At 66.5% G+C, this 24,633-nt stretch carries 22 protein-coding genes; 8 read left to right on the top strand and 14 right to left on the bottom strand.

Annotated elements, in window-relative coordinates:
- Positions 1–159 precede the first annotated feature (159 nt).
- The 5 genes from hutI to ACODTJ_RS01600 all read left to right on the top strand — a co-directional run bounded on the left by hutI (position 160) and on the right by ACODTJ_RS01600 (position 6,039).
- On the top strand, positions 160–1,326 hold the full coding sequence (gene hutI / locus ACODTJ_RS01620) for an imidazolonepropionase (RefSeq protein WP_454659037.1): 1,167 nt from the start codon (positions 160–162) through the stop codon (positions 1,324–1,326).
- The gene (hutH, locus tag ACODTJ_RS01615; RefSeq protein WP_454657999.1) at positions 1,323–2,855 is read left to right on the top strand and encodes a histidine ammonia-lyase; all 1,533 of its coding nucleotides are present in this window, start codon (positions 1,323–1,325) and stop codon (positions 2,853–2,855) included. Before hutI ends, hutH begins: the two co-directional genes overlap by 4 nt.
- Positions 2,852–3,661, top strand: a complete 810-nt coding sequence (hutG, locus tag ACODTJ_RS01610; RefSeq protein ID WP_454658000.1) for an N-formylglutamate deformylase — start codon at positions 2,852–2,854, stop codon at positions 3,659–3,661. The genes hutH and hutG overlap by 4 nt, the downstream gene beginning before the upstream one ends.
- Positions 3,658–5,325, top strand: coding sequence for a urocanate hydratase (gene hutU / locus ACODTJ_RS01605; protein ID WP_454658001.1), 1,668 nt, complete (start codon positions 3,658–3,660; stop codon positions 5,323–5,325). The genes hutG and hutU overlap by 4 nt, the downstream gene beginning before the upstream one ends.
- 150 nt (positions 5,326–5,475) lie before the next feature.
- A complete protein-coding gene (locus ACODTJ_RS01600; RefSeq protein ID WP_454658002.1) occupies positions 5,476–6,039 on the top strand; it encodes a HutD/Ves family protein in 564 nt (187 codons plus the stop codon).
- Here the strand turns inward: ACODTJ_RS01600 and ACODTJ_RS01595 are convergent.
- A complete protein-coding gene (locus tag ACODTJ_RS01595) occupies positions 6,036–7,115 on the bottom strand; it encodes a citrate synthase/methylcitrate synthase (RefSeq protein WP_454658003.1) in 1,080 nt (359 codons plus the stop codon). The two genes, ACODTJ_RS01600 and ACODTJ_RS01595, sit on opposite strands and share 4 nt — an antisense overlap.
- A gap of 87 nt (positions 7,116–7,202) precedes the next feature.
- On the opposite strand from ACODTJ_RS01595, the gene ACODTJ_RS01590 reads away from it, so the two are divergent.
- Positions 7,203–8,342 carry a citrate/2-methylcitrate synthase gene (locus ACODTJ_RS01590; protein ID WP_488847479.1) on the top strand — a complete coding sequence of 380 codons (1,140 nt, stop codon included), beginning with the start codon at positions 7,203–7,205 and terminating at the stop codon, positions 8,340–8,342.
- Between the two features lie 153 nt (positions 8,343–8,495).
- Here the strand turns inward: ACODTJ_RS01590 and ACODTJ_RS01585 are convergent, their stop codons facing one another.
- From ACODTJ_RS01585 to ACODTJ_RS01565, 5 genes are all read right to left on the bottom strand, one after another.
- Positions 8,496–9,701: a class I SAM-dependent methyltransferase gene (locus tag ACODTJ_RS01585; protein ID WP_454658005.1), complete on the bottom strand. Its 1,206-nt coding sequence runs from the start codon at positions 9,699–9,701 to the stop codon at positions 8,496–8,498.
- Positions 9,702–9,874: 173 nt separating this feature from the next.
- Positions 9,875–10,654, bottom strand: a complete 780-nt coding sequence (locus ACODTJ_RS01580; protein WP_488847476.1) for an ABC transporter ATP-binding protein — start codon at positions 10,652–10,654, stop codon at positions 9,875–9,877.
- Positions 10,651–11,424 carry an ABC transporter permease gene (locus tag ACODTJ_RS01575; protein WP_454658007.1) on the bottom strand — a complete coding sequence of 258 codons (774 nt, stop codon included), beginning with the start codon at positions 11,422–11,424 and terminating at the stop codon, positions 10,651–10,653. Before ACODTJ_RS01575 ends, ACODTJ_RS01580 begins: the two co-directional genes overlap by 4 nt.
- Complete coding sequence (locus ACODTJ_RS01570; RefSeq protein ID WP_454658008.1) at positions 11,421–11,936, bottom strand: mismatch-specific DNA-glycosylase; 516 nt, start codon at positions 11,934–11,936, stop codon at positions 11,421–11,423. Before ACODTJ_RS01570 ends, ACODTJ_RS01575 begins: the two co-directional genes overlap by 4 nt.
- A 10-nt stretch (positions 11,937–11,946) precedes the next feature.
- Positions 11,947–12,906: an ABC transporter substrate-binding protein gene (locus ACODTJ_RS01565; RefSeq protein ID WP_454658009.1), complete on the bottom strand. Its 960-nt coding sequence runs from the start codon at positions 12,904–12,906 to the stop codon at positions 11,947–11,949.
- A gap of 241 nt (positions 12,907–13,147) precedes the next feature.
- Between ACODTJ_RS01565 and ACODTJ_RS01560 the strand changes: the two genes are divergently transcribed.
- Entirely contained in the window at positions 13,148–14,704 is a 1,557-nt protein-coding gene (locus ACODTJ_RS01560; protein WP_454658010.1) for an acetolactate synthase large subunit, read from the top strand.
- Between the two features lie 354 nt (positions 14,705–15,058).
- On the opposite strand, the gene ACODTJ_RS01555 is transcribed toward ACODTJ_RS01560, so the two are convergent.
- The 4 genes from ACODTJ_RS01555 to ACODTJ_RS01540 all read right to left on the bottom strand — a co-directional run bounded on the left by ACODTJ_RS01555 (position 15,059) and on the right by ACODTJ_RS01540 (position 19,375).
- Entirely contained in the window at positions 15,059–16,102 is a 1,044-nt protein-coding gene (locus tag ACODTJ_RS01555) for a histone deacetylase family protein (RefSeq protein WP_454658011.1), read from the bottom strand.
- A gap of 126 nt (positions 16,103–16,228) precedes the next feature.
- Entirely contained in the window at positions 16,229–16,825 is a 597-nt protein-coding gene (locus tag ACODTJ_RS01550) for a TetR/AcrR family transcriptional regulator (RefSeq protein ID WP_454658012.1), read from the bottom strand.
- A gap of 150 nt (positions 16,826–16,975) precedes the next feature.
- On the bottom strand, positions 16,976–18,154 hold the full coding sequence (locus tag ACODTJ_RS01545; RefSeq protein WP_454658013.1) for an acyl-CoA dehydrogenase family protein: 1,179 nt from the start codon (positions 18,152–18,154) through the stop codon (positions 16,976–16,978).
- 99 nt (positions 18,155–18,253) lie between these two features.
- On the bottom strand, positions 18,254–19,375 hold the full coding sequence (locus ACODTJ_RS01540; protein WP_454658014.1) for a diguanylate cyclase domain-containing protein: 1,122 nt from the start codon (positions 19,373–19,375) through the stop codon (positions 18,254–18,256).
- Positions 19,376–19,642: 267 nt separating this feature from the next.
- On the opposite strand from ACODTJ_RS01540, the gene ACODTJ_RS01535 reads away from it, so the two are divergent.
- A complete protein-coding gene (locus ACODTJ_RS01535; RefSeq protein ID WP_454658015.1) occupies positions 19,643–19,963 on the top strand; it encodes a hypothetical protein in 321 nt (106 codons plus the stop codon).
- Positions 19,964–20,033: 70 nt separating this feature from the next.
- Here the strand turns inward: ACODTJ_RS01535 and ACODTJ_RS01530 are convergent, their stop codons facing one another.
- The 4 genes from ACODTJ_RS01530 to ACODTJ_RS01515 form a co-directional block, all read right to left on the bottom strand.
- A complete protein-coding gene (locus ACODTJ_RS01530; RefSeq protein WP_488847466.1) occupies positions 20,034–20,990 on the bottom strand; it encodes a succinylglutamate desuccinylase/aspartoacylase family protein in 957 nt (318 codons plus the stop codon).
- 11 nt (positions 20,991–21,001) lie between these two features.
- Positions 21,002–21,823 carry an ABC transporter permease gene (locus ACODTJ_RS01525; RefSeq protein ID WP_454658017.1) on the bottom strand — a complete coding sequence of 274 codons (822 nt, stop codon included), beginning with the start codon at positions 21,821–21,823 and terminating at the stop codon, positions 21,002–21,004.
- Positions 21,824–21,836: 13 nt separating this feature from the next.
- The gene (locus tag ACODTJ_RS01520) at positions 21,837–22,772 is read right to left on the bottom strand and encodes an ABC transporter permease (RefSeq protein ID WP_257733956.1); all 936 of its coding nucleotides are present in this window, start codon (positions 22,770–22,772) and stop codon (positions 21,837–21,839) included.
- A 136-nt stretch (positions 22,773–22,908) separates the two neighbouring features.
- Positions 22,909–24,495 carry an ABC transporter substrate-binding protein gene (locus ACODTJ_RS01515; protein ID WP_454659038.1) on the bottom strand — a complete coding sequence of 529 codons (1,587 nt, stop codon included), beginning with the start codon at positions 24,493–24,495 and terminating at the stop codon, positions 22,909–22,911.
- Positions 24,496–24,633 lie beyond the last annotated feature (138 nt).

The raw sequence follows: 24,633 nt of genomic DNA, 5'->3' as shown, positions 1-24,633 counted from the left end.
TGGCGTCTAATTGCATATGCAAATAACACTTGCCAATTGCATATGCAATTAGATAGCATGGCTTCACATCAAAGAGTAGCGGGAGGACGCACGGTGGCGAAAGCGCCTGGTGAGACGCTGGCTTGCGACAAGCTCTGGACGAATGCGCGGCTGGCGACGATGTCGCCGACGGTCGATACCCCCTATGGAGCGATCGAGGATGGCGTGATCGCGGCCCACGACGGGCGCATCGTCTATGTCGGGCCGCGCGATGAGGCGCCCGCCTTCCAGGCCGCCGAGACCGTCGATTGCGCGGGGCGCTGGATCACGCCCGGACTGATCGATTGCCACACCCATCTCGTCTATGGCGGCGACCGGGCGCATGAGTTCGAGCTTCGTCTCCAGGGCGCGACCTATGAGGAGATCGCGCGGGCCGGCGGCGGCATCCTCTCCACCGTCAAGGCAACGCGCGAGGCGAGCGAGGATGCGCTCTTCGCCTCCGCCGACCGGCGCCTCGCCGCGCTGCTGGCCGAGGGCGTCACCACCGTCGAGATCAAATCCGGCTACGGGCTGGAGCAGCAGGCTGAACTCAAGCAATTGCGCGTCGCGCGCCGGATCGGCCGCGAGCGGCCCGTCACCGTGCGCACCACCTTCCTCGGCGCCCATGCCGTGCCGCCGGAATACAAGGGCCGTTCGGGCGACTACGCCGCGCTCGTCGCAGGACCGATGCTCGATGCCGTCGCGGCCGAGGGGCTGGCCGATGCCGTCGACGTCTTCTGCGAGGGTATCGCCTTCTCGCCGGACGAGACCAAGGCCGTGTTCGAGGCCGCCAAGGCCAAGGGCCTCGCGATCAAGGTCCATGCCGAGCAGCTCTCCAACCTGCATGGCGCGAAGCTCGCCGCCGAGATGGGCGCTCTTTCGGCCGACCATCTCGAATATCTCGACGAGGACGGCGTCATCGCCATGGCCAAGGCCGGCACGGTCGCGGTCGTTCTGCCTGGCGCCTTCTATTTCCTGCGCGAGACGCAGAAGCCGCCGATCGAACTGATGCGCAAGCATGGCGCGGCGATCGCGCTCGCGACCGATGCCAATCCCGGCTCCTCGCCGCTGACCTCGCCACTGCTCGTGCTCAACATGGCCTGCACGCTCTTCCGGATGACGCCGGAGGAGGCGCTGGCCGGGCTCACCCGTCATGCCGCGACCGCGCTCGGCCTCCAGGACGAGGTCGGCACGCTCGAAGCCGGCAAGCGCTGCGATCTCGCGATCTGGGAGATCGAGCGCCCCGCAGAACTCGCCTACCGCATCGGTTTCAATCCCCTTCACACCCGCATCTGGAACGGACAATGACCACGGTTTCGCTGAACCCGGGCGCAGCCCATCTCACCGACTGGCGCGCGATCCTCGACGGCGCCGTCGCCTCTCTGGGTGGCGAGAGCGCCAAGAACATCGCTTCCGGCCAGAAGATCGTCGAGGAGATCGTCGCCGCCGGCACCGTGACCTATGGCGTCAATACCGGCTTCGGCAAGCTCGCCAGCGTCCGCATCGCCGATGCCGATCTCGCCAAGCTCCAGAGCAACCTGATCGTCTCGCATGCCGTCGGCACCGGCCCTGCCTTGCCCGACGGCGTCGTCCGCCTGCTGCTGGCGATGAAGGCGGCGAGCCTGGCGCGCGGCGCCTCCGGCGTGCGTCCCGTCGTGATCGAGGCCCTGACCAATGCGCTCAAGGCCGATGCCCTGCCGGTGATCCCCGCCAAGGGCTCGGTCGGCGCTTCCGGCGACCTCGCGCCGCTGGCCCATATGACCGCATCCCTGATGGGCTATGGCGAGATCCGCCTGAAGGGCGAGACCCTGCCGGCGGCGGACGCCCTGAAGCGCGCGGGCCTCGCTCCGCTGGCGCTCGGCGCCAAGGAAGGCCTCGCGCTGATCAACGGCACGCAGGTCTCGACCACGCTGGCGCTGACCGGCCTTGCCGCGATCAGCCGCGTGTTCGATGCAGCGCTCGTCGCCGGCGCGCTCTCGGTCGATGCGCTCAAGGGTTCGGACACGCCCTTCGATCCGCGCATCCAGACGCTGCGCGGCCAGCCCGGCCAGATCAAGGTCGCCAAGATCCTGCTCGACCTCATCGCCGGCAGCGCGATCCGCGAGAGCCATCGCCATGGCGATACAAAGGTGCAGGACCCTTACTCGCTGCGCTGCCAGCCGCAGGTGATGGGTGCCGTGCGCGATCTCATCGGCAACGCCGCCGCGACGCTCTCGATCGAGGCCAACGCCGTCACCGACAACCCGCTGGTGCTCGGCCCCGGCGAGATCGTCTCGGGCGGTAATTTCCACGCCGAGCCGGTCGCCTTCGCCGCCGACATTCTGGCGATGGCCGTCTGCGAGATCGGCAATCTCTCCGAGCGCCGCATGGCCCTGCTGGTCGACCCCGTGATGAGCGGCCTGCCGCCCTTCCTCGCCCGCGATGCCGGCCTGAACTCGGGCTTCATGATCGCGCAGGTCACCGCCGCGGCGCTCGCTTCCGAGAACAAGCAGAAGGCCTATCCGGCCTCGGTCGACACCATCCCGACCTCGGCCAACCAGGAAGACCATGTCTCGATGGCGACGCATGGCGCCTTCCGCCTGATCGACATGGCGAAGAATGCCGCCAGCGTCATCGGCGTCGAGCTGATGGCGGCGGCGGAGGCGATCGAGCATCACCGCCCGCTGAAGACCAGTGCGCGGCTGGAGCCGGTGCTCGCCCTGCTGCGCAGCAAGATCGCGCCGCTGACCGAGGACCGCTATCTCGCGCCCGATCTCGCGGCCGCGACCGAGTTCGTGCTCTCCGGCGCCGTCGGCAAGGCCGCCGGCCTCGACAGCTTCGCCGAGTGCAGCGCATGAGCGCCGAGATCGTCACGATCACGCGGGGCTCGTCCCCGCTGATCCTCTCGATGCCGCATCCCGGCACCGGCGTTCCGCCGGAGGTCGCGGCGCAGCTCAACGCGCGCGGAAAGCTGGTCGAGGATACCGACTGGCATATGCGCCAGCTCTACGGCTTCGCCGCGCCGTTCGCGCCGACCATCGTCGAGGCGCAGCTTTCGCGCTTCGTCATCGACCTCAATCGCGACCCGGCCGGCGCCTCGCTCTATCCGGGCCAGGCGACGACCGAGCTCGTGCCGACGACGACCTTCGACGGCGCACCGATCTGGCAGACTACGCCGGACGCGGCCGAGATCGAGCGGCGCAAGGCGGCCTATTTCCAGCCCTATCACGCGGCGCTAGCTGCGGAGATCGCGCGTGTCAAAGCCGAGCACGGCTATTGCGTGCTGTGGGATTGCCACTCGATCAAGTCGGCGATCCCGCGCCTGTTCGAGGGCACGCTGCCGACGCTGAATCTCGGCACGAATTCCGGCCAGAGCTGCGCCGGAACCATCGAGGCCGCCGCCGTCACAGCGATGGCTGGCCAGCCGCTCACCCAGATCGCCAATGGCCGCTTCAAGGGCGGCTGGATCACGCGCCATTACGGGCGCCCCTTCGAGCGCGTTCACGCGCTCCAGATGGAAATCGCGCTCTCGGCCTATCTCTCCGAGGAAGCCGCGCCCTGGACCTTCGACGCGCCGAAGGCCGCCGCCTTGCAAACCGCCTTGTCCGCCATCATCGCCGCCGCTCTGGACGCGGCCAAGGAACTCGAACGGAGCCGCTCATGACCCGCCTGGACAACACCCGCGTCATCCGCCCCGCCACCGGCACCGAGCTCAGCGCCAAGAGCTGGCTGACCGAGGCGCCGCTGCGCATGCTGATGAACAACCTGCATCCTGATGTCGCCGAAAATCCGCAGGAGCTCGTGGTCTATGGCGGCATCGGCCGTGCCGCCCGTTCCTGGGAGGATTTCGACCGCATCGTCGCGAGCCTGCGCCAGCTCGAGGCCGACGAGACGCTGCTCGTCCAGTCCGGCAAGCCGGTCGGCGTGTTCCGCACGCACAAGGATGCGCCGCGCGTCCTGATCGCCAACTCGAACCTCGTGCCGCACTGGGCCAACTGGGACCATTTCAACGAGCTCGATAAGAAGGGGCTCGCGATGTACGGCCAGATGACGGCCGGCTCCTGGATCTATATCGGCACTCAGGGCATCGTGCAGGGCACCTACGAGACCTTCGTCGAGGCCGGCCGCCAGCACTATGGCGGCAACCTCAAGGGCAAATGGGTCCTGACCGGCGGCCTCGGCGGCATGGGCGGCGCGCAGCCTCTGGCGGCGGTGATGGCCGGCGCGTCCTGCCTTGCCGTCGAGTGCAATCCCGACTCGATCGATTTCCGCCTGCGCACCCGCTATCTCGACGAGAAGGCCGATACGCTCGACGAGGCGATGGAGATGATCGCCCGCTGGACCAAGAACGGCGAGGCGAAATCGGTCGGCCTGCTCGGCAACTGCGCCGAGATCCTGCCCGAGATGGTCCGCCGCGGCATCCGCCCGGACATGGTCACCGACCAGACCTCGGCGCATGACCCGATCAACGGCTACTTGCCGAAGGGCTGGACCATGGGCCAGTGGAAGCAGGCGCGCGAAGCCAATCCGAAGTCGGTTGAGACCGCGGCCCGCGCCTCGATGCGCGAGCATGTCGAGGCGATGATCGCCTTCCAGGACATGGGCATCCCGACCTTCGATTACGGCAACAACATCCGCCAGGTCGCCAAGGAAGCGGGCCTCGAGAACGCCTTCGCCTTCCCGGGCTTCGTGCCGGCCTATATCCGCCCGCTGTTCTGCCGCGGCATCGGCCCGTTCCGCTGGGCCGCCCTCTCGGGCGATCCGGAGGATATCTACAAGACCGACGCCAAGGTGAAGGAGCTGCTGCCCGACAACAAGCACCTGCATAACTGGCTCGACATGGCGCGCGAGCGCATCGCGTTCCAGGGCGTGCCGGCGCGCATCTGCTGGGTCGGCCTCGGCGATCGCCACCGCCTCGGCCTCGCCTTCAACGAGATGGTCAGGAACGGCGAGCTCAAGGCCCCGGTCGTGATCGGCCGCGACCACCTCGATTCCGGCTCGGTCGCCTCGCCGAACCGCGAGACGGAAGCGATGAAGGACGGCTCGGACGCGGTCTCCGACTGGCCGCTGCTCAACGCCCTGCTCAACACTGCTTCGGGCGCGACCTGGGTCTCGCTGCACCATGGCGGCGGTGTCGGCATGGGCTTCTCGCAGCATTCGGGCGTCGTCATCTGCGCCGACGGCACGGATGACGCGGCTGCCCGTCTCTCGCGCGTGCTCTGGAACGACCCGGCCACCGGCGTGATGCGCCATGCCGATGCCGGCTACGACATCGCGCTGGACTGCGCCCGCGAGAAGGGGCTCAACCTGCCGGGTATCCTGGGCTGAGCTAGTCTCGCACTCTACCGTGTCATCCCGGGCGACCGAAGAGAGACCCGGGATCCATGCCAGAACGGTTCAGGCATGAATCCCGGATCGGCGCCGCTGACGCGGCTTGTCCGGGATGACCCGCGTCTTTTGCAATGAAGGGCAGAGCACATGCGCATCATCCGCGCCACCGATTGCAAGGTCATGCCGTGGAAGAACGGCGGCGGCACCACGACCGAAATTGCGGTAGCGCCGGAAGGAGCCTCGCTCGGCGATTTCGACTGGCGCATCTCGATGGCACATGTCGGGCAGGATGGGCCGTTCTCGTCCTTCCACGGCATTGATCGCACCCTGTCGGTGCTGACCGGAAACGGCATTCGGCTGGCTTTCGGTGATGGCGAGACGGTGGCGCTCGATCGCGCGACCGCGCCGTTCTTCTTCGCCGCCGACCGGGCAGTGGATGGCGTGCTGGTCGATGGAGCGATCGACGACCTCAACGTGATGAGCCGGCACGGGGCCTGGAGTCACAGCGTCGAGCGGCTGACAGGCGGAGCGTATGAGATTGCGGCCGAGCGCGGATTGCTGGTTCTGGTCGCGCGCCGGGGCGATTGGCTGGTGAACGGCACGACGCTCGCCGCCGGGGACAGCGCCGTGCTCCAAGCTCCGGTGACCGCAAAACTCGCCGCCGGGAATGGCGGCGAGCTGTTCGTCGTAAAGCTGGCACCGACGCGCTAGGCCGCCTGACGCGGCTGCGGGCCGACATAGACCGATTGCGGGCGGATCAAGCGGCCGCCCGCGATCTGCTCCTTGGCATGGGCGAGCCAGCCCGTCGTACGGCCGAGCGCAAAGACGCAGGTGAAGCTGTCCGGCGAGAAGCCGAGCGCCTCCAGCAGCAGCGCCGTGTAGAACTCGACATTGGTTTCCAGCGTGCGGTTCGGCTTGCGCTCGCGCAGGATGGCGAGCGCCGCCTGCTCGACCGCCTCGGCCAGCGCGAGCCGCCCGCTATCGGCGCCGAGCCGGCGGATCGCGCCCTTCAGCGCATCGGCGCGCGGATCGCGCACGCGATAGATGCGGTGGCCGAAGCCCATCAGCCGGTCGCCGCGATCGAGCGCCGTCTCCAGCCAGGTACGGGCGTTGGCCGGCGCGCCGATCGCATCGAGCATCTCGATGACGGGACCGGGCGCGCCGCCATGGAGCGGCCCCTTCAATGCACCGATCCCGGCGAGCACGGCCGAGACCAGGCCGGCGCGGGTCGAGGCGACGACGCGCGAGGCGAAAGTCGAGGCGTTAAGGCCGTGATCGGCCACCGTGACGAGATAGGTGTCGAGCGCGGCGGCCTGCTGCTTCGTCGGCGCCTTGCCCGTCAGCATGCGCAGCGTATCGGCTGCCTGAGACAGCGACGGATCGGGCGCGACCGGCGCTAGGCCTTGGCGTAGGCGCAGCGACGCGGCGGTGAACACGGCGGGCGCCGCCAGAAGCCGCAGCACCGTGCCGACATCCTCGCCGTCAGGAACCAGCGCCGTCATCGCGCGGATCATCTCGACCGGCCCGAGCGTCACGGGGATAACTGCCTCCTGCACCACCGTCGCGAACAGCTCCTGCCGGGCCGCGCCGAGCGCCGCCGGCAGATCCTTCATGGCGGGCAGATCCGGCACGAAGCCGTCGAGCATCAGCGCGGCCATCTCCTCGAAGGAGGTATGGCCCGCGAGCTCATCGAGACTATGGCCGCGCATCACCAATCGACCCGCCGCCCCATCGACTTCCGAGAGCACGGTATGGGCGGCAACGACATCTTCAAGGCCATCGGACATGGCGATCTCTCCTCAACATCTGAGGCTTGAAGATTGATAGCTTCATCAGTAGAATCAATCTTGAACAATATAATCAATGTGTTTTCCATGACCGAGCGGCTGACGGCACAACAGGTAATGCAGCGGCTCGGGCTGAAGCCGCAGACGCTCTACGCCTATGTCAGCCGCGGGCTGATCGAGGCGCGCGGCGACGCGGGCGATTCGCGCCGGCGGCTCTACCGGGCCGAGGACGTCGCACGGCTGGAGCATCGCAAGGCGCGCGGGCGTAAGCCCGCCGCCATCGCCGAGGACGCCATCGCCTTCGGTGAGCCGATTCTGGCTTCAGGCATCGCCACGATCCAGCGCGGCAAGCTCTGGTATCGCGGGCAGGATGCCGAGGTGCTGGCCGAGACGGCGAAGCTGGAGGATGTCGCGCGGCTGCTCTGGGATTGCGGTTCGCAGCGCTTTCCGCCGCTGTTCACGATCGTGCCGGAGGCACCGGCCCGGCAGCGCATGTTCGCAGTGATCGCCACGCGCGCCGCCAGCGACCCCGCCATGGCCGGGCGCACGAAGAAGGCGCTCTATCTGGAGGCCGCCTCCGTCATCGACTCGCTCGTCGATGCCATTGCCGGGCGGCCGGGCCAGGGGCCGATTCACTACCGGTTGGCGCAGGCCTGGGGCTGCGACGAACGCGGTGCCGACCTGATCCGCCGCGCACTGGTGCTGCTCGCCGATCACGAACTCAACGCCTCGACCTTCGCGGTCCGGGTCGCGGCTTCGACGCGCGCCTCGCTGGCCGCCTGCATCCTGGCCGGGCTCGCGACGCTGTCCGGGCCGCTGCATGGCGGAATGACGCCGCGCGTGCTTGGGCTGATGCGCGAGATCGCCAGCGAGGGCGTCGAGATGGCGGTATCCGCCCGGCTTGCCACCGGCATGCCCCTGCCCGGCTTCGGTCACCCGCTCTATCCCGATGGCGATGCGCGGGCCCGCGCACTGCTCACGGCCTTCACGCTACCGCCAGCCTATGAGGAGACGCGCCGGGCCGTCACCGCATTGACTGGCGAGGAGCCGAATATCGATTTCGTGCTGACGGCGATCGCGAGCGAACTCGGGCTCGCGCCGGACGTGCCGTTCCAATTGTTTGCCGCCGCACGCTGCGCCGGCTGGATCGCGCATGCGCTGGAGCAGGGCGAGACCGGACGCCTGATCCGGCCTCGCGCCCGCTATGTCGGGCCGGAGCCGGCTTGAACCATCGTTGTCATTCCGGGGCTTCGCACAGCGAAAAACCCGGAACCCACGACCGGACGAGCGGCTCACAACCGAACACCTCATGTTCCGCCCAGTCGTGGGTTCCGGGTTCGCGCCTGTAGCGCGCCCCGGAATGACAAGCGTTGAGCTTGCCTAAGCCGGCTCGGCAATCTTCCGTCGAAGTTCACCCTCGCGCTCCGCGATATAGCCGCGCGTGATCGGCAAACCATCGAGCTTCTTGGCAAGCTGGAATTGGAACACGACGAGGTCGTCATGCCGGAAGCTTGCCTCGCAGGCGGCGAGATAGAATTCCCACATCCGGGCGAAGCGCTCGTCATACATGGCGACGGCCTCATCGCGCCGGGCGAGGAAGTTCTCGCGCCAGATCTTCAGCGTCTCGGCATAGTGCAGGCGCAGCACCTCGACATCGGTGATCACGAGCCCTTCCTGCTCGACCGCCGCGGCCACCTCCGACATGGCGGGGATATAGCCGCCGGGGAAGATGTACTTGGCGATGAAGGGATTGGTCGCGCCGGGCGGTGACGAACGACCGATGGTGTGGACCAGAGCCACGCCGTCATCGCTGAGCAATTCCCGGATCTTGCGGAAGTAGTCGCGGTAGAAGCCGACGCCGACATGCTCGAACATGCCGACCGAGACGATGCGGTCGAAGGGCTCGTTCAGATGGCGATAGTCCTGCAGGCGGAACTCGACCGGCAGGCCGGCTTCGGCGCCGCGCTGCCTGGCGATGGCGAGTTGCTCTTCGGAGAGCGTGATGCCGGTGACCGAGGCTCCGGTCTCGCCCGCGATCGACAGCGCCATGCCGCCCCAGCCGCAGCCGATATCAAGCACGCGCTGGCCCGGCTGGAGGTCGAGCTTGCCCATGATGTGGCGCTTCTTGGCGAGCTGCGCCTGCGCCAGTGTCATGCCGGGCTCGGCGAAATAGGCGCAGGAATACTGCATGTCCGGATCGAGGAAGAGCCGGAAGAAATCGCTCTTGAGATCGTAGTGATGCGCGACATTGCGCCGGGCGAGCGCCGGCGTGTTGTGCTGGTGGAAGCGCCGAACCGCCGTGCGCAAGCCTTCCAGAACCTTGCCCCAGCCCTTGGGGCGCGCCCGGTGCATGGCTGCGACCAGTGCGTCGAGCAGGTCGTAGAGCGAGCCTTGCTCGACGACCACGCGCCCATCCATCACCGCCTCGCCGAGGGCGAGCTCGGGATTGAGCGCGAGTTTCAGTTCCGTCGGTGAATCGACGATGCGCATCCGCAAACGCGGCGCGGCACCCTGCCCGACCGACTGCAATGTACCATCGGGGAATACGACATCGATACGTGGCTCGATCGCGAGCCGAGACAACATCCTGGCAATCAGCGAATGCATTGGCCCCACCTTTGGCAGCGCCCCTTTCGCTGAAGATGGCAACGCAATGCGCCGTCGTAACGGCCCCTCAGCGCAAGGCAGCAACACGCCTGCGACATGACAACGCAGGCGATGCGATTCAGTTCCGCCAGGGAAGCAGGGCTAGCGCTAGACTAGTGATCCGCGGCGATGACCTCGGCGCGGATCTCCTCGACCAGCCGCTCCTTCAGGGCGACGAATTCCGGCGTCGTCTTGATGGTGTAGGGCCGCGGATGCGGCAGATCGACGGGGATGTCGGCCTTGATCCGTCCCGGGCGCTTGCTCATCACCACAACGCGCGAGCCGACGAAGATCGCCTCTTCGATATCATGGGTGACGAAGAGCACGGTCTTCTGCTCGCGCTCCCAGATCCTGAGCAGCATTTCCTGCATCAGCGCCCGGGTCTGGTTATCGAGCGCGCCGAAGGGCTCGTCGAGCAGCAGGATCTTGGGGTCGTTGGCGAGCGCGCGGGCGATCGCCGTGCGCTGCTGCATGCCGCCGGATAACTGTTTCGGGAAATGGTCGACGAATTGGCCCAGCCCGACGCGCACCGCCCAGTCACGCGCGACCTTCAGGCGCTCGGCTTCGGACACGCCCTTCTCGCGCAGGCCGAAGGCGATGTTCTGCTGCACCGTCAGCCAGGGGAAGAGCGTGTAGCTCTGGAAGACGAAGCCGCGATCGGCGCCCGGCCCTGAAACGGCAGAGCCATCGAGCAGGACGCGGCCTTCGCTCGCGGTCTCCAGCCCGCCGATGATGCGCAGCAAGGTCGACTTGCCGCAGCCGGAGGGGCCGAGGATGGTGATGAAGTCGTTGTCGGCAACGTTGAGCGAGGTCGGCATCAGGGCGCGCGTCGGCTCAGCCCCGCGCTGCGCCGGAAAGACCTTGCCGACATTCTCGATGACAAGCTTGCTCATGCGCGCGCCCACGGGAACAGGCGCTGGTTGACCGCCTTGAAGAGGAAATCCGAGACCAGGCCGATCAGGCCGATCACGATGATGCCGAAGATGATCTGCCCGGTGTTCAGCAGCGCCTGGCTGTCGGTGATCATGTGGCCGATGCCCGAGGACGAGCCGATCAGCTCGGCGACGATGACATAGGTCCAGGCCCAGCCGAGCACGAGGCGGAAGATCTCGGCGATCTCGGGCGCCGCATTCGGCAGCATGACGCGGCGCACGACCGAGCTGTCCGTCGCGCCCAGCGTATAGGCGGCATCGACGAGGTCGCGACGGATCGAGCCTACCGAGACCGCGATCATCAAGATGAGCTGGAAGACCGATCCGATGAAGATGACGAGCAGCTTCTGCGTCTCGCCGATGCCGGCCCACAAGATCAGGAGCGGGATGAAGGCCGAGGCCGGCAGATAGCGCGCAAAGGAGACGAAGGGCTCGAGGAAGGCTTCGATCGGCTTGTAGGCGCCCATAAGGATGCCGATCGGCAGGGCGACGAGGACGGCCAGGATGAAGCCACCGACGACGCGCCAGATCGTCATCATGATGTCGAACCCGAAGCCGTAGCGGACCATCAGGTTGTAGCCCTCGCCGACCATGGTCAGCGGATCGGCCAGGAAGAGGCGCTGGACATAGCCGCCGAAGGTCGCGACCGACCAGAGCGCGACGAAGAGTGCGAAGAAGGCCAGGCCGTAGCCGATGCGGGCCGAGGCCGAGACGGGTTGCAAGGGTCTCATCGCGGTAGGGTTCCGGTCACGGCCATGGCCAGTTGCTTCCAGGGTTCGATCGACCAGAAGCCGGCTGCGGCGCCTGAAGTCGAGGGGAGGACGTAGATGTCGGCATCGGCCAGTCGGTGCGCCTGCGGCCCGTAGGCGAGCCGCCCCTGGCTGATCCCGAGGGCGGCCTGAGCCGCACGCTTGCCGTTGAAGGCGAGGATGCGGGGCCGGTTCGCAGCGATCCGCTCGACGAAGCCGGCCAGATCGAAATGGTCGCCACGCAGCGCGGAATCCGGACCCGATGTGCGCTTGGCGACATCGGTCAGGCCTATCCGATAGCGCAGCAGGGTCCGGAACTCCTCAGGCTGGAGCCTCTCCGGCACGAGCCCGATCTGGTGGAGAACCGGCCAAAACTTGTTGCCCGGCCCGGCATAATAGGCGCCGCGCCTGGCCGAGGCGGCACCGGCCTGCGTGCCGCAGAAGACGACGCGCAGGCCGGGCTCCAGAACATCCGGGAGGATGTCGCCGATCACGCAGTCGCTGTCACTTGCCGGTGACGAATTTCGTGTCGACCAGCGTGGCGAGATCGGGCTTGGCCTTGATCAGGCCGATCTCGAGGAGCAGGTCCGCAGCCTTGGCCGAGAAGGCCTGCCAGTCGCCGGCGAAGAACTTCTTGTTGCCCTCGGCATCCGACCAGCGCAGGAAGCCGGCCGACTTGCCGAACTGCTCGCCGGTCTGCTTCACGTCGGCGCCCATGATCTCGTAGGCCTTGGCCTGGTCCTTCTTGATCATCTCGAGTGCCTCGAAATAGCTCTGGGTCAGTGCCGCCGCGGCCTTGTCGTTGACGAGGAAAGCCGGCGTGCAGCCGAAGGTGTCCATCACCATCGGGTAATCGAGCGTCGTGGCGATGATCTTGCCGGCAGCGGTATTGTCGCGGACCGTGGAGAGATAGGGTTCGTAGGTCATGGCCGCGTCGTTCTGGCCGGCGATGAAAGCCTGCGCGGCCGGACCCGGCTCCATGTTGACGACCTTGACGTCCTTCACCGAGAGGCCGTTCTCCTTGAGAATCCAGGCCAGCGCGAAATAGGGCGAGGTGCCGGGCGCGGAAGCCGCAACCGTCTTGCCCTTCAGGTCCTTGATCGCCGCGACATCCTTGCGCACGGCCATGCCGTCGGCACCGTAGCTCTTGTCGAGCTGGAAGATCTGCTTGGTCTTGACGCCCGCCGCATCCCAGACGATCCAGGTCTCGACCGTGGTCGCGGCGCACTGGATGTCGCCCGATGCGATGGCGAGGTGGCGGTCCTTCTGCGGGATCTTCTTGATGGTCACGTCGAGGCCGTTCTTCGCGAAGATGCCGGCCTCCTTGGCAAGCACCAGCGGCGCAAAGCCGGTCCAGCCGGAAATGCCGATATTCACCTTGGTCTGCGCCTGGACACCGCCCGCCGCGAGAAGCGCAACAAGGCCAAAACCGACTGCCGCGCCAGCGCGTTTGAAAACTGCCATGATTGAAACCCTTCCCCTGTTTTTTGGCTGACACCTCACTCAGACGCCTAAACGTCATCCATGGTGCGATGCAACCTTCGTTCCAGATCAGCGTAATTGCATATGCAAAAACGTCAAGCGGCCGATCAGCGCCGCTTGGGAAAGTCATGACATTCTCTCGTTTGACAGGGCAGAGGGAATTTCCTCCTCTTCCGCCCGCCGGCGCGTAGACGCCCTTATTTCTTTGAGTCGAGGTTTTCCGATGAACGGCGCCGACCGCCTTTGCGACACGCTTCTGATCAACGGGGTCGATACGTGCTTCGCCAATCCCGGAACCTCCGAGATGCATTTCGTCGCGGCGCTCGACCGCAAGCCCGAAATGCGCTGCGTGCTCGGCCTGTTCGAGGGTGTGGTGACCGGCGCGGCCGACGGCTATGCCCGGATGGCCGACAAGCCGGCGGCTACGCTGCTGCATTGCGGCCCTGGCATGGCGAATGCGCTCGCCAACATGCACAACGCGCGGCGCGCCCGCACGCCGATGATCAATGTCGTCGGCGACCACGCGACCTACCATCTCCAGCATGATGCGCCGCTGACCAGCGATATCGAGAGCCTGGCCGAGCCGATGTCGCATTTCGTCCGCCGCATCGCGACGCCGGAGGATGTCGGCCCGGCGATCGGAGAGGCCTATGTCGCCTCGCTGACCCTGCCCGGCGTCACCACCGTGATCCTGCCGGCCGACTGCGCCTGGGGCAGCGTCGAGCCCGCCACGTTGAAGCCGACCGAACTGCCGGCGCTCAAGAGCGTCGATGGCGCGACGATCCGCGAGGTCGCAGCCGGGCTGCGCAAGCATGGCAAGCGCGGCGCGATCATGCTGACCGGCCTCGCGCTCCGCGAAAAGCCGATGGAGATGGCCGCTCGCATCTGCGCGGTGACCGGCGCCCAGATCTTCAGCCAGATGTCGAACGGGCGCATCCAGCGCGGCGCCGGCCGCGTCGCCATGCCCAAGGTGTTCTATCCGATCGACAAGGCGCTCGAGCAGCTCAAGGACGTCGATTATCTCGTGCTCGTCGGCGCGCAGGTCCCGGTCGGCTTCTTCGCCTATCCCGGCAAGCCCGGCCGCCTGATCCATGACGGCTGCGAGGTCGCCAAGCTCGCGATCCCCGGCGACGACCTGCCGGCCGCGATCACCGGGCTCGCCGAGGAGATGGGCGCAACGAAGACGGCCCCGCTCTACATCGCCCCGGCACGCAAGGAACAGCTCGGCCTGCCGACCGGCAAGCTCGATGCCGACAAGGCCTGCGCCATCGTCTCCGCCCTGCTGCCGGAGAACTGCATCGTCTGCGACGAATCGGTCTCGTCGGGCCGCAGCTTCTATTACGATTGCCACAGCGCGCCGCAGCACGACTATATCCAGCTCACCGGCGGCGCGATCGGCGAAGGCATTCCGCTCGCCATCGGCGCGGCCGTCGCCTGCCCCGACCGCAAGGTGATCGGCATGCAGGCCGACGGCTCAGGCATGTACACGGTGCAGGGGCTGTGGACCCAGGCGCGCGAGAACCTCGACATCGTCACCGTCGTCTTCGCCAACCGGACCTACCAGATCCTGCATGGCGAGATGCGCGCCGTCGGCGTCAACGATTTCGGCCGCAACGCCACGCTGATGCTCAATATCGACGAGCCGGCGCTGGACTGGGTGATGATGGCCAAGGGCATGGGCGTCGAAGCCGCGCGGGCGACGACGGCCGAGGAGTTCGCGAGCCTGTTCAAGGCCGCGCTGAGCCGCAAGGGGCCGTTCCTGATCGAAGCGGCGATCTGAGGATCGCCAAAGGGTGTCATCCCGCACGCGCTGCGGCACGAAGTGCTGCGGCGCAGATGCGGGACCGTCCGCAGGAAAGGGCGCCTTCTCGTCACGCGGTCCCGTGTCTGCGCAGCGGCATTCACATGCCGCAGCGCGCACGGGATGACGCGGTGGTTGGCGGTCGCAAACGCTGCACGGGGGCCGTTGACGTGGGGCGTCATCCCGCACGCGTTGCAACACGCAGTGTTGCTGCGCAGATGCGGGACTGTCCGCAGGAAAGAGTGCCTTCTCGTCATGCGGTCCCGTGTCTGCGCAGCGGCATTTCATGCCGCAGCGCGCACGGGAAGACACATGGGGTTACGAAGAAGAGCGTTACTTGAACTCGCCCAGGAACGCGTCGAGGCAATCGCCGATCGCCTCGATGGCGTAACCGCCCTCCTGCACCACGAGCGTCGGCAGGCCGAAACCCTTCACCTGCCGGCCGATCGTGCCGAAATCCGAAGCTTCCAGCTTCAGCACGCCGATCGGGTCGTCCTTGTGGGCGTCGTAGCCGAGCGCGATCACCACGACCTCGGCGCCGAAATCGCGGATCGCCTTGCCGGCCTCGGCGACGGCCGCCTCCATCGCCGCACCGCCCGCACCATGCGCCAAGGGCAGGTTGAGGTTGAAGCCCTCGCCCGGGCCGTTGCCGCGCTCGTCGGCATAGCCGGTGAAGAACGGATAGTAGTTCGTGGGATCGGCATGGACCGAGATCGTCAGCACGTCGTTGCGGCGGTAGAATATCTGCTGCGTGCCGTCGCCGTGATGGGCATCGACATCGAGGATCGCGACCTTGCCGAATTGCGAGCGCAGGCGCTGGGCCGCGATCGCGGTGTTGTTGAGATAGCAGAAGCCGGTGGCGCGATCGGCGCGGGCATGGTGGCCGGACGGACGGCAGAGCGAGTAGACGGCGCGCTCGCCGGCCAGGATCGCATCGGCTGCGGAAACCGCGGTCTCCGAGGAGCGCAGCGTCGAATGCCAGCAATGCTCGCCGATCGGGACCGAGAGATCGCCGAGATACCAGCCAAGCTGGCCGATGAAGCCGGTGGGGCGGCAGGGCGGGCGGACATCCTCGTCCGGGCGGCCGCTCCAATAGGGGAAGGTGCTCGGCCAGACTTCCGGGCCGCGCTCGGCCGGCAGGTCCTGCCAGCGTGCCCAAGCGGTTTCCAAGAACTTGACGAAACCGGCATCATGGATCGCCAGAACCGGTTCAGTGCCATGCGCCGCCGGCTGCTCCGGCGTGATGCCGTGTTTCCTGAGCGCGCCAAGCAGGCGCTCCGTCCGTTCCGGCAGGTCCTTGGGGGCCACGACCTTGCCGAAGCGCATATATTGCTGGGGATCGTGAAGGGCTTGGTCGGGGTGATAGAAGGCGCGCATCGGGCGAAGGATCCTCGTCAGATCGCGAGGCGACCGTCAGCCCCGCGTGAGCGATGCTAGCAACCGCCGCCGCGCCGGTCAGCCATGGTGATGCCGCCCGCCCCTGCGTGGAGGGCGGGGCAGGCTTCAGTTCGGCGAGAGCAGCGCCACGAACTCGCGCGCCAACGTGTCGATCGCATAGCGTTCCGGCCGGTACCAGTCGGTCGAGCCGTTGAGCGCGCCGAGCAGGAAGAGCCTGAGCACATCCGGCGAGTTGCCCGCCGGCATGCCGCCCGCCTCCTGCCATTCGGCGATCAGGCGGCGCCAGACATCCTCATAGGCGCGGCGCACGGCGCGCACGCTTTCCGGCACCGGCGCAGCGCCAAAGGTGAAGACCTTGATGCTGGCCGATGTGTAATCGCCATGGCCGTGCAGGGTGGAGAGATGCGCTCGGATGGCCGCCTCCAGTCGGGCTCGCGGCGAGGCGCCCTCTTCCGCGGCCAGCGCTGCGACGACCGCCTCATGGACGAAGCGCACACCGTCATTGACGACCGCCTCGACGATCTCCTCCTTCGAGCCGAAATGGTAGTAGAGGCTCGCCTTGCGGATGCCGACGGCCTCGGCGATCTCGCGCAAGGTGGTCTGGTGATAGCCGCCGCCACGCAGCAGCCGCGCAGCATGGTCGAGGATCAAGCGGCGCGAGCCACCTTCGGTTGCCGTGCGCGTCGTGGGCGCTTCACTCATAGGATGTCTTCCCGTGCGCGTTGCGGCGCGTAGTGCCGCTGCGCAGACACGGGACCGCGCGACGAGAGGGCGCCTTTTCCTGAGGGCGGTCCCGCATCTGCGCAGCAACACTGCGTGTTGCAACGCGTGCGGGATGACAGCGCCTCTGGCTCACAGCCGCTTCGCCACTTCTTCGAGCATGACCTCGGTCGCGCCGCCGCCGATCGACTGGACGCGGGCGTCGCGGGTCATGCGCTCGATCGCGCTCTCACGCATGTAGCCCATGCCGCCATGGAACTGCAGGCAGTCGTACATGACTTCGTTGACCAGTTCGCCGCAATAGGCCTTGGCCATCGAAACCTCGCGCGTGGCGTCGAAGCCCTGCGCGTCGAGCCAGGCGGCGTGATAGACGAGCTGGCGGCCGGCCTCGACCTTGCCCGCAAGCTCGGCCAGACGCTGGCGGATCGCCTGCTTCTCCCAGAGCGGCGCGCCGAAAGCTTTCCGCGTCTTCACATAGTCCAGCGTCAGGTCGATGGCGGCCTGCGCCTCGCCCATCGCCATGGCGCCGATCACCGTGCGCTCGTTCTGGAAATTGCTCATGATCGCGTAGAAGCCGCGGCCCTCCTGCCCGAGCAGATTCTCGGCCGGCACCTTGCAATCGACGAAGGAGAGTTCGGCGGTGTCCGAGGAACGCCAACCATGCTTGTCGAGGGCGCGCGAGACCGAGAAGCCCGTCATGCCCTTCTCGACGAGGAAGATCGAGACCGATTGCGAGGGCCGCGCTTGCGGATCCGTCTTGGCGGCGACGCAGTAGAGATCGGCATGGACGCCGTTGGTGATGAACATCTTGGCGCCGTTGAGGACGTAATGGTCGCCCTCGCGCCGCGCCGTGGTGCGGATGCCCTTCACGTCCGAGCCGGCATCGGGCTCGGTCACGGCGACGGCAACGATCTTCTCGCCGGCGATGATATCGGGCAGGTACTTGTCCTTCTGCGCCTGGCTGCCGGCATTGGCGATGTGGACAGAGGCCATGTCGGTATGGACCAGCGCGGTGATCGCGACGCCGGAGAAGGTCGAGCGGCCCAGTTCCTCGGCCAGCACGACAGTCGCCATCGTGTCCATCTCGGAGCCACCATAATCGGCGGGGTAGCGGATACCGAAGAAGCCGAGCTCGCCCATCTTGCGCAGCACGTCGCGCGGAACGAAACCGTCCTTCTCCCATTGCACGGCATGCGGCTTGATCTCGGTCTCGACGAAGCGGCGGACCTGGTCGCGCAGCGCCTCATGCTCCTCGGTGAAGTAAGGCGAGCGGCGCGCGCCTTCCGCGACAATCTTTCCGCCTGACGACATCGCCCTCTCCCGTCTCTGCGCAGCGCCATCGGCGAGCTACCTGCCGGACGGTAGGTGAATGGCCCGCCGAGATCAAGCTACCCGCAGTTCGCGGTGATGTCAGGCGACGTCGTCCCAGTGGGCGATCATGCTGCGGCCCTTGCCGGCGCGCTTGGCGCCATAGAGCGCCTGATCGGCCGCGCGCGTCAGCACCTCCGCCGTCCACTGTCCGGAATCCCGTTCCGGCTTGACGGAGACCCCGACACTGGCGCCGACGGTGACGAGCTGCCCCATCAGCATGAACGGCGCCTTGACGATCGACACCGCTCGGTTGGCAACTTCGGAGATCGCAGCTGCATCCTCGAGGCCGCGCACGACCAGGGCGAACTCGTCGCCGCCCAGCCGCGCCACGATGTCGTCCGGCCGCACGACGCCCTTCAGGCGCATCGCGACCTGCTTGAGCAAGTCGTCGCCGGCCTGGTGGCCGTGGCGATCGTTGATGAGCTTGAAGCCGTCGAGATCGAGCAGCAGAAGCCCCAGCGCCTCTCCACTATCGCCGGCCTCGTCGAGAACGCTATCCAGTCCGCGGCGGTTCAGGAGCCCGGTCAGAGGGTCGTGACTCGCGGCGAAATCGAGTTCGCGCCGAACCATCAGCAATTCCTCGAACTGGCCGATGATGTGATCGGAGCTCTCGTAGATCGAATAGAGATAGACGAGCAGTAGCACGCTCAGCGCCTGATAGAGAGGATCGCCGGACCTCAGGAAAGCGACGACCAGCGTGCCGATCGCGATGGTCGAGAGCACCGCGCAGATCCAGTAGCGCAAGGTGCGCAGATAGGACCCCGCGGTCAGCGCCATGGTCAGGCCGAGGCTGAGAACGAAGCCTTCGGCATGGTCGACAGCCGCAGCCGTCAGGGTCAACGCCGCAATGACCAGCGTGAAGGCGAAGGCCGTGTAGGCATAGCCGGCCTCCCAGCGCCACGCCTCCGCCAGGGTCAGCTTGCGCGCGGGATCGCGCCGCTTGAAGCCGGCGATATTGGCGATGCGCAGCAGCGTCGTCACGACGCCGGCTCCCGTCAGCCACCAGAAGATCGTTTCACCCGTCTGCACGGCCATGATGGCGGAGCCGACGATCAGCCCGGCCGCGATGCAGAGGATTTGTGGCAGGGCCGCGAAGAGACGCGAGATGATCTCGATCTCGATATCCGCGGGCAGCTGCGCGGCGCGTTTGCGGGGCCTCATCAGCAGATGCATGGCGCAGGCTCTACGCGCGAGGCTCTAAGAACCCGTCAGCCCGACCCCGGGCATTTTAGCGATTGGATCGGCGATAGCCGCGCCCGCCGTTTGCTGCTGTCGGCGAGACCACTTTTCGTCGACCCATCGGCCCGCTTCGAAGCGTCCTTCCCGCGCCTCTAGGCCGCCTCAGAAGCCGTTCATGATGAACCGGCTAGAGAGAGGACGAACGCTGCGCCGGCCCGCTTGCCGGCGCGGATATCGAAAGGAACGAACATGCTGAGTCGCCAACTCACGATCTCGGTTCTGGCCTGCGCCGTCCTGCTCAGCGCAATCCCGGCCCAGGCCCAGTATTACGGCGGCCCCTATCGCGGCGCGCCGTCCTATAACGATGATGACGATGATGACGACGACCGTCCGCGGCGGCGCTATGACCGCCGCGACTACGGCTATGAGCGCCCGTATTACAGGCAGCCACGCTACGGCAATATCTGCGTGACCAGCCGGGGCGATTGCCGGACGCCGCCGCTGCCCTATGGCTCGGGCTGCGGCTGCAATATCCCGGGTTTCGGCTCCAAGCGCGGCATCGTGCAATAGCCGGCCTCAGAGTCTTGCTTTAGCGCATTTTCTTCACGCGAACCGGTATCCACTTCGCTCGAAAATGCTCTCAGAACCGGCGGGTGCTCTCCGTCCCGAGATAGCAGATGCCCTCGCCCGGCTTGGCCTTGGGATTGGGGAAGATGATGAAGCCGTCGCGCGGCATCGTCACGATCGTGCCGTCGGCGCGGCGCGCGATCGGCGTGCCCCCAGCGACCCGGTCACCGGTCTTCCACGAGCCTTCGACCCGGTCGCCCTCGGCCTCGCAGATGACGAGGTCGTCCATATGGACGACGACGCGCTTCTCGGGGGCCGGCGGCGCCTCGTCGGTCAACCCGAGATGGGCGAGCACGTTGCGGATCGCCTTGTAGCCGACATCGACGGAGGCCGGGTCCTCGTGGCGCCCGCATTCCAGCGTCACGCCATAGCCGCCGGCGAAGCGCATGAACTCGGTCGTGCCGAAGCCTTCGGTTACGGCGAGCCGTGGCAGGCCCAGGCGCTCGCGCGCCGCGATCAGCCGAACATAGATGTCGAGCCAGCCATGGATCATCAGGTCGACACCAAGGCTGGGGGCGAAGGCGGCCTCGGCCGCGCCATGCCGGAAGGGTTCGAGCGTGCCGTGATTGTCGTCCGGGCCGAAGAAGACGAAGGGGACGCCTTCCCCGGTGAAGGAATGGACGTCGAGCAGCATGTCGTGCTGGCGCAGGATGGCGGAGAGGCGGTTGCCGAGCCTGTCCTCGTTATCGACAGGCTGCGGCCGCTCGCGCAGGTCACGGTTGAGGTTGCGATCGCCCTCGCGGGTGTTCTGCCTGTAGGCCTTGGGATTGGCGACGGGCAGGAAGGTGACCTCGCCGCGCTGGATCGAAACCCGGCCGGCGCGGCAATCTTCGATCACGCGGGCGATGGCGTTGGGCCCGCAGGTCTCGTTGCCGTGGACGGCGCCGAAGACGAGAAGCTTCGGCCCCGCCTTCAGCCCGTGGAAGCGGATGGTCTCGAGCGGCGGATCGATCAGGTCAGGCGTCGTCATAGGCTCTAGTGTCAGGCTTTGCGAAGTTGCGAATGCGGGTCGAGGATGTCACGCAGGCCGTCGCCCAGCAGGTTCAGGCCGAGCACGGTCATGAAGATGGCGAGGCCGGGGAAGATCGAGATCCAGGGTGCCGTGGTGATCTGGTCGCGCGCATCGGAGAGCATCGAACCCCAGCTCGGGAAGGGCGGGCGGATGCCGAGGCCCAGGAAGGAGAGCGCCGCCTCCGCCAGCACGGCGCCGCCCATGCCGAGCGTGCCGATGACGATGATCGGGCCGGCGATGTTCGGCAGGATCTGCAGCAGCATGATGCGCAGGTTGCTCGAGCCGAAGGAGCGCGCCGCCTCGACATAGCCTTGCTGCTTGATCGACAGCGTCGCAGCCCGCGACAGCCGGCAGGTATAGGACCAGTTGGTCAGGCCGAGCGCGATCAGCAGGCTGGTGAGGCCCGGCTGGAGGATCGCCATGATGGCGAGCGCGAAGACCAGCGAGGGGATCGACAGCATGAGATTGGTCAGGCCGTTGACGAAATCATCCCACCAACCGCCGAAGTACCCCGCCGACATGCCCAGTGCCACGCCGATCACGGTGTTGATCAGCTGCGAGACGATGCCGACCGTCAACGAGATGCGCGCGCCGTAGAGCACGCGGCTGTAGATGTCGCGGCCCTGCGCATCCGTGCCGAACCAGAACTCGGCACCGGGCTGAACCTCGGCATTCATCAGATTGGCATCCATGACGGGATCGGTATGCGCCAGCCAGGGCGCCAGCGTCCCGCCGACGACGACGGCAGCGAAGAGCACGCCGCCGATCCACAGATTAGCCCGGAATTTCATCGGTGCCCCGCCCCTAGGTGTATTTGATGCGCGGATCGATCAGAGCGCAGAGCACGTCCACGATGATGTTCACGACGAGGAAGAAAAGCACGAGCAGCAGGATGCAGGCCTGGACGACGGGAATGTCGCGCAGCGACACGCTGTCGACCAGCAGCGAGCCGATGCCCGGCCAGGCGAAGAGCTTCTCGATCACCACGGCGCCGCCCATGATCGAGCCGAATTGCAGGCCGAGCGTCGTCAGAACGATGACCATGGCGTTGCGCGCGACATGCCAGCGCATCACCCGGACCTCGCTGTTGCCCTTGGCGCGGGCGGTGCGGACGAAGTCGGCGTTCATCACCTCGAGCACGGCAGCGCGCGTGGTGCGGGCGAGCAACGCGAGCGGCGCCACGCCGAGCGCGACCGCCGGCAGCACGATGTAGCGCGGATTGCCGTCACCATAGCCGAAGCTCGGGAACCAGCCGAGCACCAGCGCGAAGGCATACATCAGCATCAGCCCGAGCCAGAACTGCGGCAGGGACAGGCCGGACACGGCGACGAACATCGACTGCATGTCGAGCCAGCCACCCGGTTTCAGTGCCGCCAGGAAGCCGAGCGGAACGCCGAGGACGATCGCGAACGTCATGGCGGCGATGGCCAATTGAAGACTGGGCCAGATTCGCTCGACCAGTGAATTGATCACCGGCTGGCGGGTGCGGAACGAGGTGCCGAGATCGAACGTCGCAAGCTTCACGGCATAATTCGCGAAGCGAACATGGACGGGATCGTCGAGGCCGAATTGCTTGTTCATGCGCGCGACCTGCTCGGCATCGACGACCGAGCGGCCGTCGGACATCTGAGTCGAGGCGAAATCGCCGGGAATGACGCTGAACATCACGAAGATCAGCCCGGCGACCGCAAGCAGGATCGGAATGGCCTGCAGCAGGCGACGGATGACATAGGGCAGCATGGTAAACTCCTGATCGCCGCCGCAAGGCGGACTCAGGTCAAGGCTCGAAAATCGCCGTCACCCCGGACGAGCAGCATCGCCGCCGGTCCGGGGTGCGGGTGTCATCGAGCTGGCGAGAACCTCCGCTGAGGCGCGCTTACTTCGCCGCAGGCGAAGTCGCGTCGACCCAGAGATCCTCGTAGCGCTGGAGCGCGAGCTCCGTCGCATTCGCCTGCAGGCCATGCAGCCAGGGCTGATAGGCCAGCACCGCCTTGTTGTAGTTGAAGAACCAGACCGGAGCCTCGTCCTGCAGCAGCGCGTTGGCCTTCTTCAGCAGTTCGACCTTCTTGGCAGCGTCCTTCTCTGCGGCAGCATCGTCCAGCACCTTGTCGTAGGCCGGGTTCTTGAAGCCGGTGTAGTTGCAGGACGAGCGCGGCGTCGCCGAATGGAAGCACTTCAGCGTGGTCAGCGGATCCGGTCCGGACGTGTTCGACCAGATATAGGCCTGGAAATCGCCCTTCGCGACGACGCCACCGAGAGCCGAGGTTTCCACCGGCTTGACCTTCACCTTGATGCCGACCTTGGCGAGCATCGGGATCGTCGCCTCGACGATCGGGATACCCCAGCTCTCGTTCGGCGTGGCTGTCCACTCGAACTCGAAGCCGTCCGGATAGCCCGCCTCGGTCAGGAGCTTCTTCGCCTTATCCGGGTCAAAGGCGTAGGGCTTGGCGCCCTTGTCGAAAGCCGGCGAAGACAGCGGCAGCCAGCTCACGGCGCGATAGGCCTTGTCGCGCACCAGGCGCTTGATGATCAGCTCGCTGTCGATGGCATGGTTGATCGCCTGGCGCACCCGCTTGTCGGAGAAGGGCTTGAATTCGGGATTCATGCCCATGTTGCGGGTGAAGACCTCCGCGACCTCAAGGATGCCCTTCGAGAGGTTCGGATCGGCCTTGTACGCAACGTACTGGGTCGAGCCGAGAATCGAGACGTCGATCTCCTTGTTGCGGAAGGCGACGTCGCGGGCCGCGGCCTCACCCATCGGCGAGATCACCAGCTTGTCCGCATAGGGCTTGCCGGCCTTGTAGTACTTCTCCCAGCGCTCGAAGACCATGCGCGAGCCGGGCACATGCTCGACGAACTTGAAGGGGCCGAGGCCGATCGGCTTGTTAAAGAAGTCCGCCTCCTGCGCCTCCTTGGCCGGCAGGATCGCGGTGGGGGCGCTGAAGAACAGGAAGCCCGGATCGACCGCGTCGGTCATCGTCATCTCGATGGTGCGATCGTCGATCTTCTTCAGGCCGGAGATTTCCTTCGCCTTGCCTTCGCGAACCTCGGCGCCGCCCTTGATGCGCGAGACGTGGCGCGCGCCGGGATAGCTCTTCGATCCGTCGACGAGGCGGGTGAACGACCAGATCACGTCATCGGCCGACAGTTTGCGGCCATTGTGGAAATAAGCCTCGCGCAGCTTCAGCGTATGCGTCAGACCGTCGGCCGAGGTCGAGAAGGACTCGACGAGCTCGGGCTCCGGCTTGCCGGTATTGGAATCCCAGCGGAACAGCATGCCGTGCAGCGCATAGCCGTAGATCTCGTCCTGGATCTGGTTCGAGACGTGGCTGTCATTGCTGACGAAGGAGGCGCCATAGGGCGCCGTGAAGCGGATCGTTCCGCCGCGACGCGGCTCCTGAGCCTGTGCAGATACGGTGAAGGCTACCAGCGTCAGCGCGGTAGCGAAGGCAAGTTTCTTCAACAACACGATCAATCCTCCCGTTTCCCATCTGCTCCGGCTGATCCGGAGTTGTTTGCTTTGAAGTGGAACCATAACGGCTTTGCCGCGCTTGTCTTCCCCCGCACGGTCAAATTCCCCGAACAGCTCTGCGATTCACGG

The organism is Allobosea sp. FG18 (assembly GCF_057809495.1).
This window is presented reverse-complemented; position numbering and strand designations above follow the sequence as displayed.

What these genes read in the sequence shown, in the direction of transcription:
- hutI (WP_454659037.1), top strand. Translation starts at nt 160, where the DNA reads ATGTCGCCGACGGTCGATACCCCCTATGGAGCGATCGAGGATGGCGTG.
- hutH (WP_454657999.1), top strand. Translation starts at nt 1,323, where the DNA reads ATGACCACGGTTTCGCTGAACCCGGGCGCAGCCCATCTCACCGACTGG.
- hutG (WP_454658000.1), top strand. Translation starts at nt 2,852, where the DNA reads ATGAGCGCCGAGATCGTCACGATCACGCGGGGCTCGTCCCCGCTGATC.
- hutU (WP_454658001.1), top strand. Translation starts at nt 3,658, where the DNA reads ATGACCCGCCTGGACAACACCCGCGTCATCCGCCCCGCCACCGGCACC.
- ACODTJ_RS01600 (WP_454658002.1), top strand. Translation starts at nt 5,476, where the DNA reads ATGCGCATCATCCGCGCCACCGATTGCAAGGTCATGCCGTGGAAGAAC.
- ACODTJ_RS01595 (WP_454658003.1), bottom strand. Translation starts at nt 7,115, where the DNA reads ATGTCCGATGGCCTTGAAGATGTCGTTGCCGCCCATACCGTGCTCTCG.
- ACODTJ_RS01590 (WP_488847479.1), top strand. Translation starts at nt 7,203, where the DNA reads ATGACCGAGCGGCTGACGGCACAACAGGTAATGCAGCGGCTCGGGCTG.
- ACODTJ_RS01585 (WP_454658005.1), bottom strand. Translation starts at nt 9,701, where the DNA reads ATGTTGTCTCGGCTCGCGATCGAGCCACGTATCGATGTCGTATTCCCC.
- ACODTJ_RS01580 (WP_488847476.1), bottom strand. Translation starts at nt 10,654, where the DNA reads ATGAGCAAGCTTGTCATCGAGAATGTCGGCAAGGTCTTTCCGGCGCAG.
- ACODTJ_RS01575 (WP_454658007.1), bottom strand. Translation starts at nt 11,424, where the DNA reads ATGAGACCCTTGCAACCCGTCTCGGCCTCGGCCCGCATCGGCTACGGC.
- ACODTJ_RS01565 (WP_454658009.1), bottom strand. Translation starts at nt 12,906, where the DNA reads ATGGCAGTTTTCAAACGCGCTGGCGCGGCAGTCGGTTTTGGCCTTGTT.
- ACODTJ_RS01560 (WP_454658010.1), top strand. Translation starts at nt 13,148, where the DNA reads ATGAACGGCGCCGACCGCCTTTGCGACACGCTTCTGATCAACGGGGTC.
- ACODTJ_RS01555 (WP_454658011.1), bottom strand. Translation starts at nt 16,102, where the DNA reads ATGCGCGCCTTCTATCACCCCGACCAAGCCCTTCACGATCCCCAGCAA.
- ACODTJ_RS01550 (WP_454658012.1), bottom strand. Translation starts at nt 16,825, where the DNA reads ATGAGTGAAGCGCCCACGACGCGCACGGCAACCGAAGGTGGCTCGCGC.
- ACODTJ_RS01545 (WP_454658013.1), bottom strand. Translation starts at nt 18,154, where the DNA reads ATGTCGTCAGGCGGAAAGATTGTCGCGGAAGGCGCGCGCCGCTCGCCT.
- ACODTJ_RS01540 (WP_454658014.1), bottom strand. Translation starts at nt 19,375, where the DNA reads ATGAGGCCCCGCAAACGCGCCGCGCAGCTGCCCGCGGATATCGAGATC.
- ACODTJ_RS01535 (WP_454658015.1), top strand. Translation starts at nt 19,643, where the DNA reads ATGCTGAGTCGCCAACTCACGATCTCGGTTCTGGCCTGCGCCGTCCTG.
- ACODTJ_RS01530 (WP_488847466.1), bottom strand. Translation starts at nt 20,990, where the DNA reads ATGACGACGCCTGACCTGATCGATCCGCCGCTCGAGACCATCCGCTTC.
- ACODTJ_RS01525 (WP_454658017.1), bottom strand. Translation starts at nt 21,823, where the DNA reads ATGAAATTCCGGGCTAATCTGTGGATCGGCGGCGTGCTCTTCGCTGCC.
- ACODTJ_RS01520 (WP_257733956.1), bottom strand. Translation starts at nt 22,772, where the DNA reads ATGCTGCCCTATGTCATCCGTCGCCTGCTGCAGGCCATTCCGATCCTG.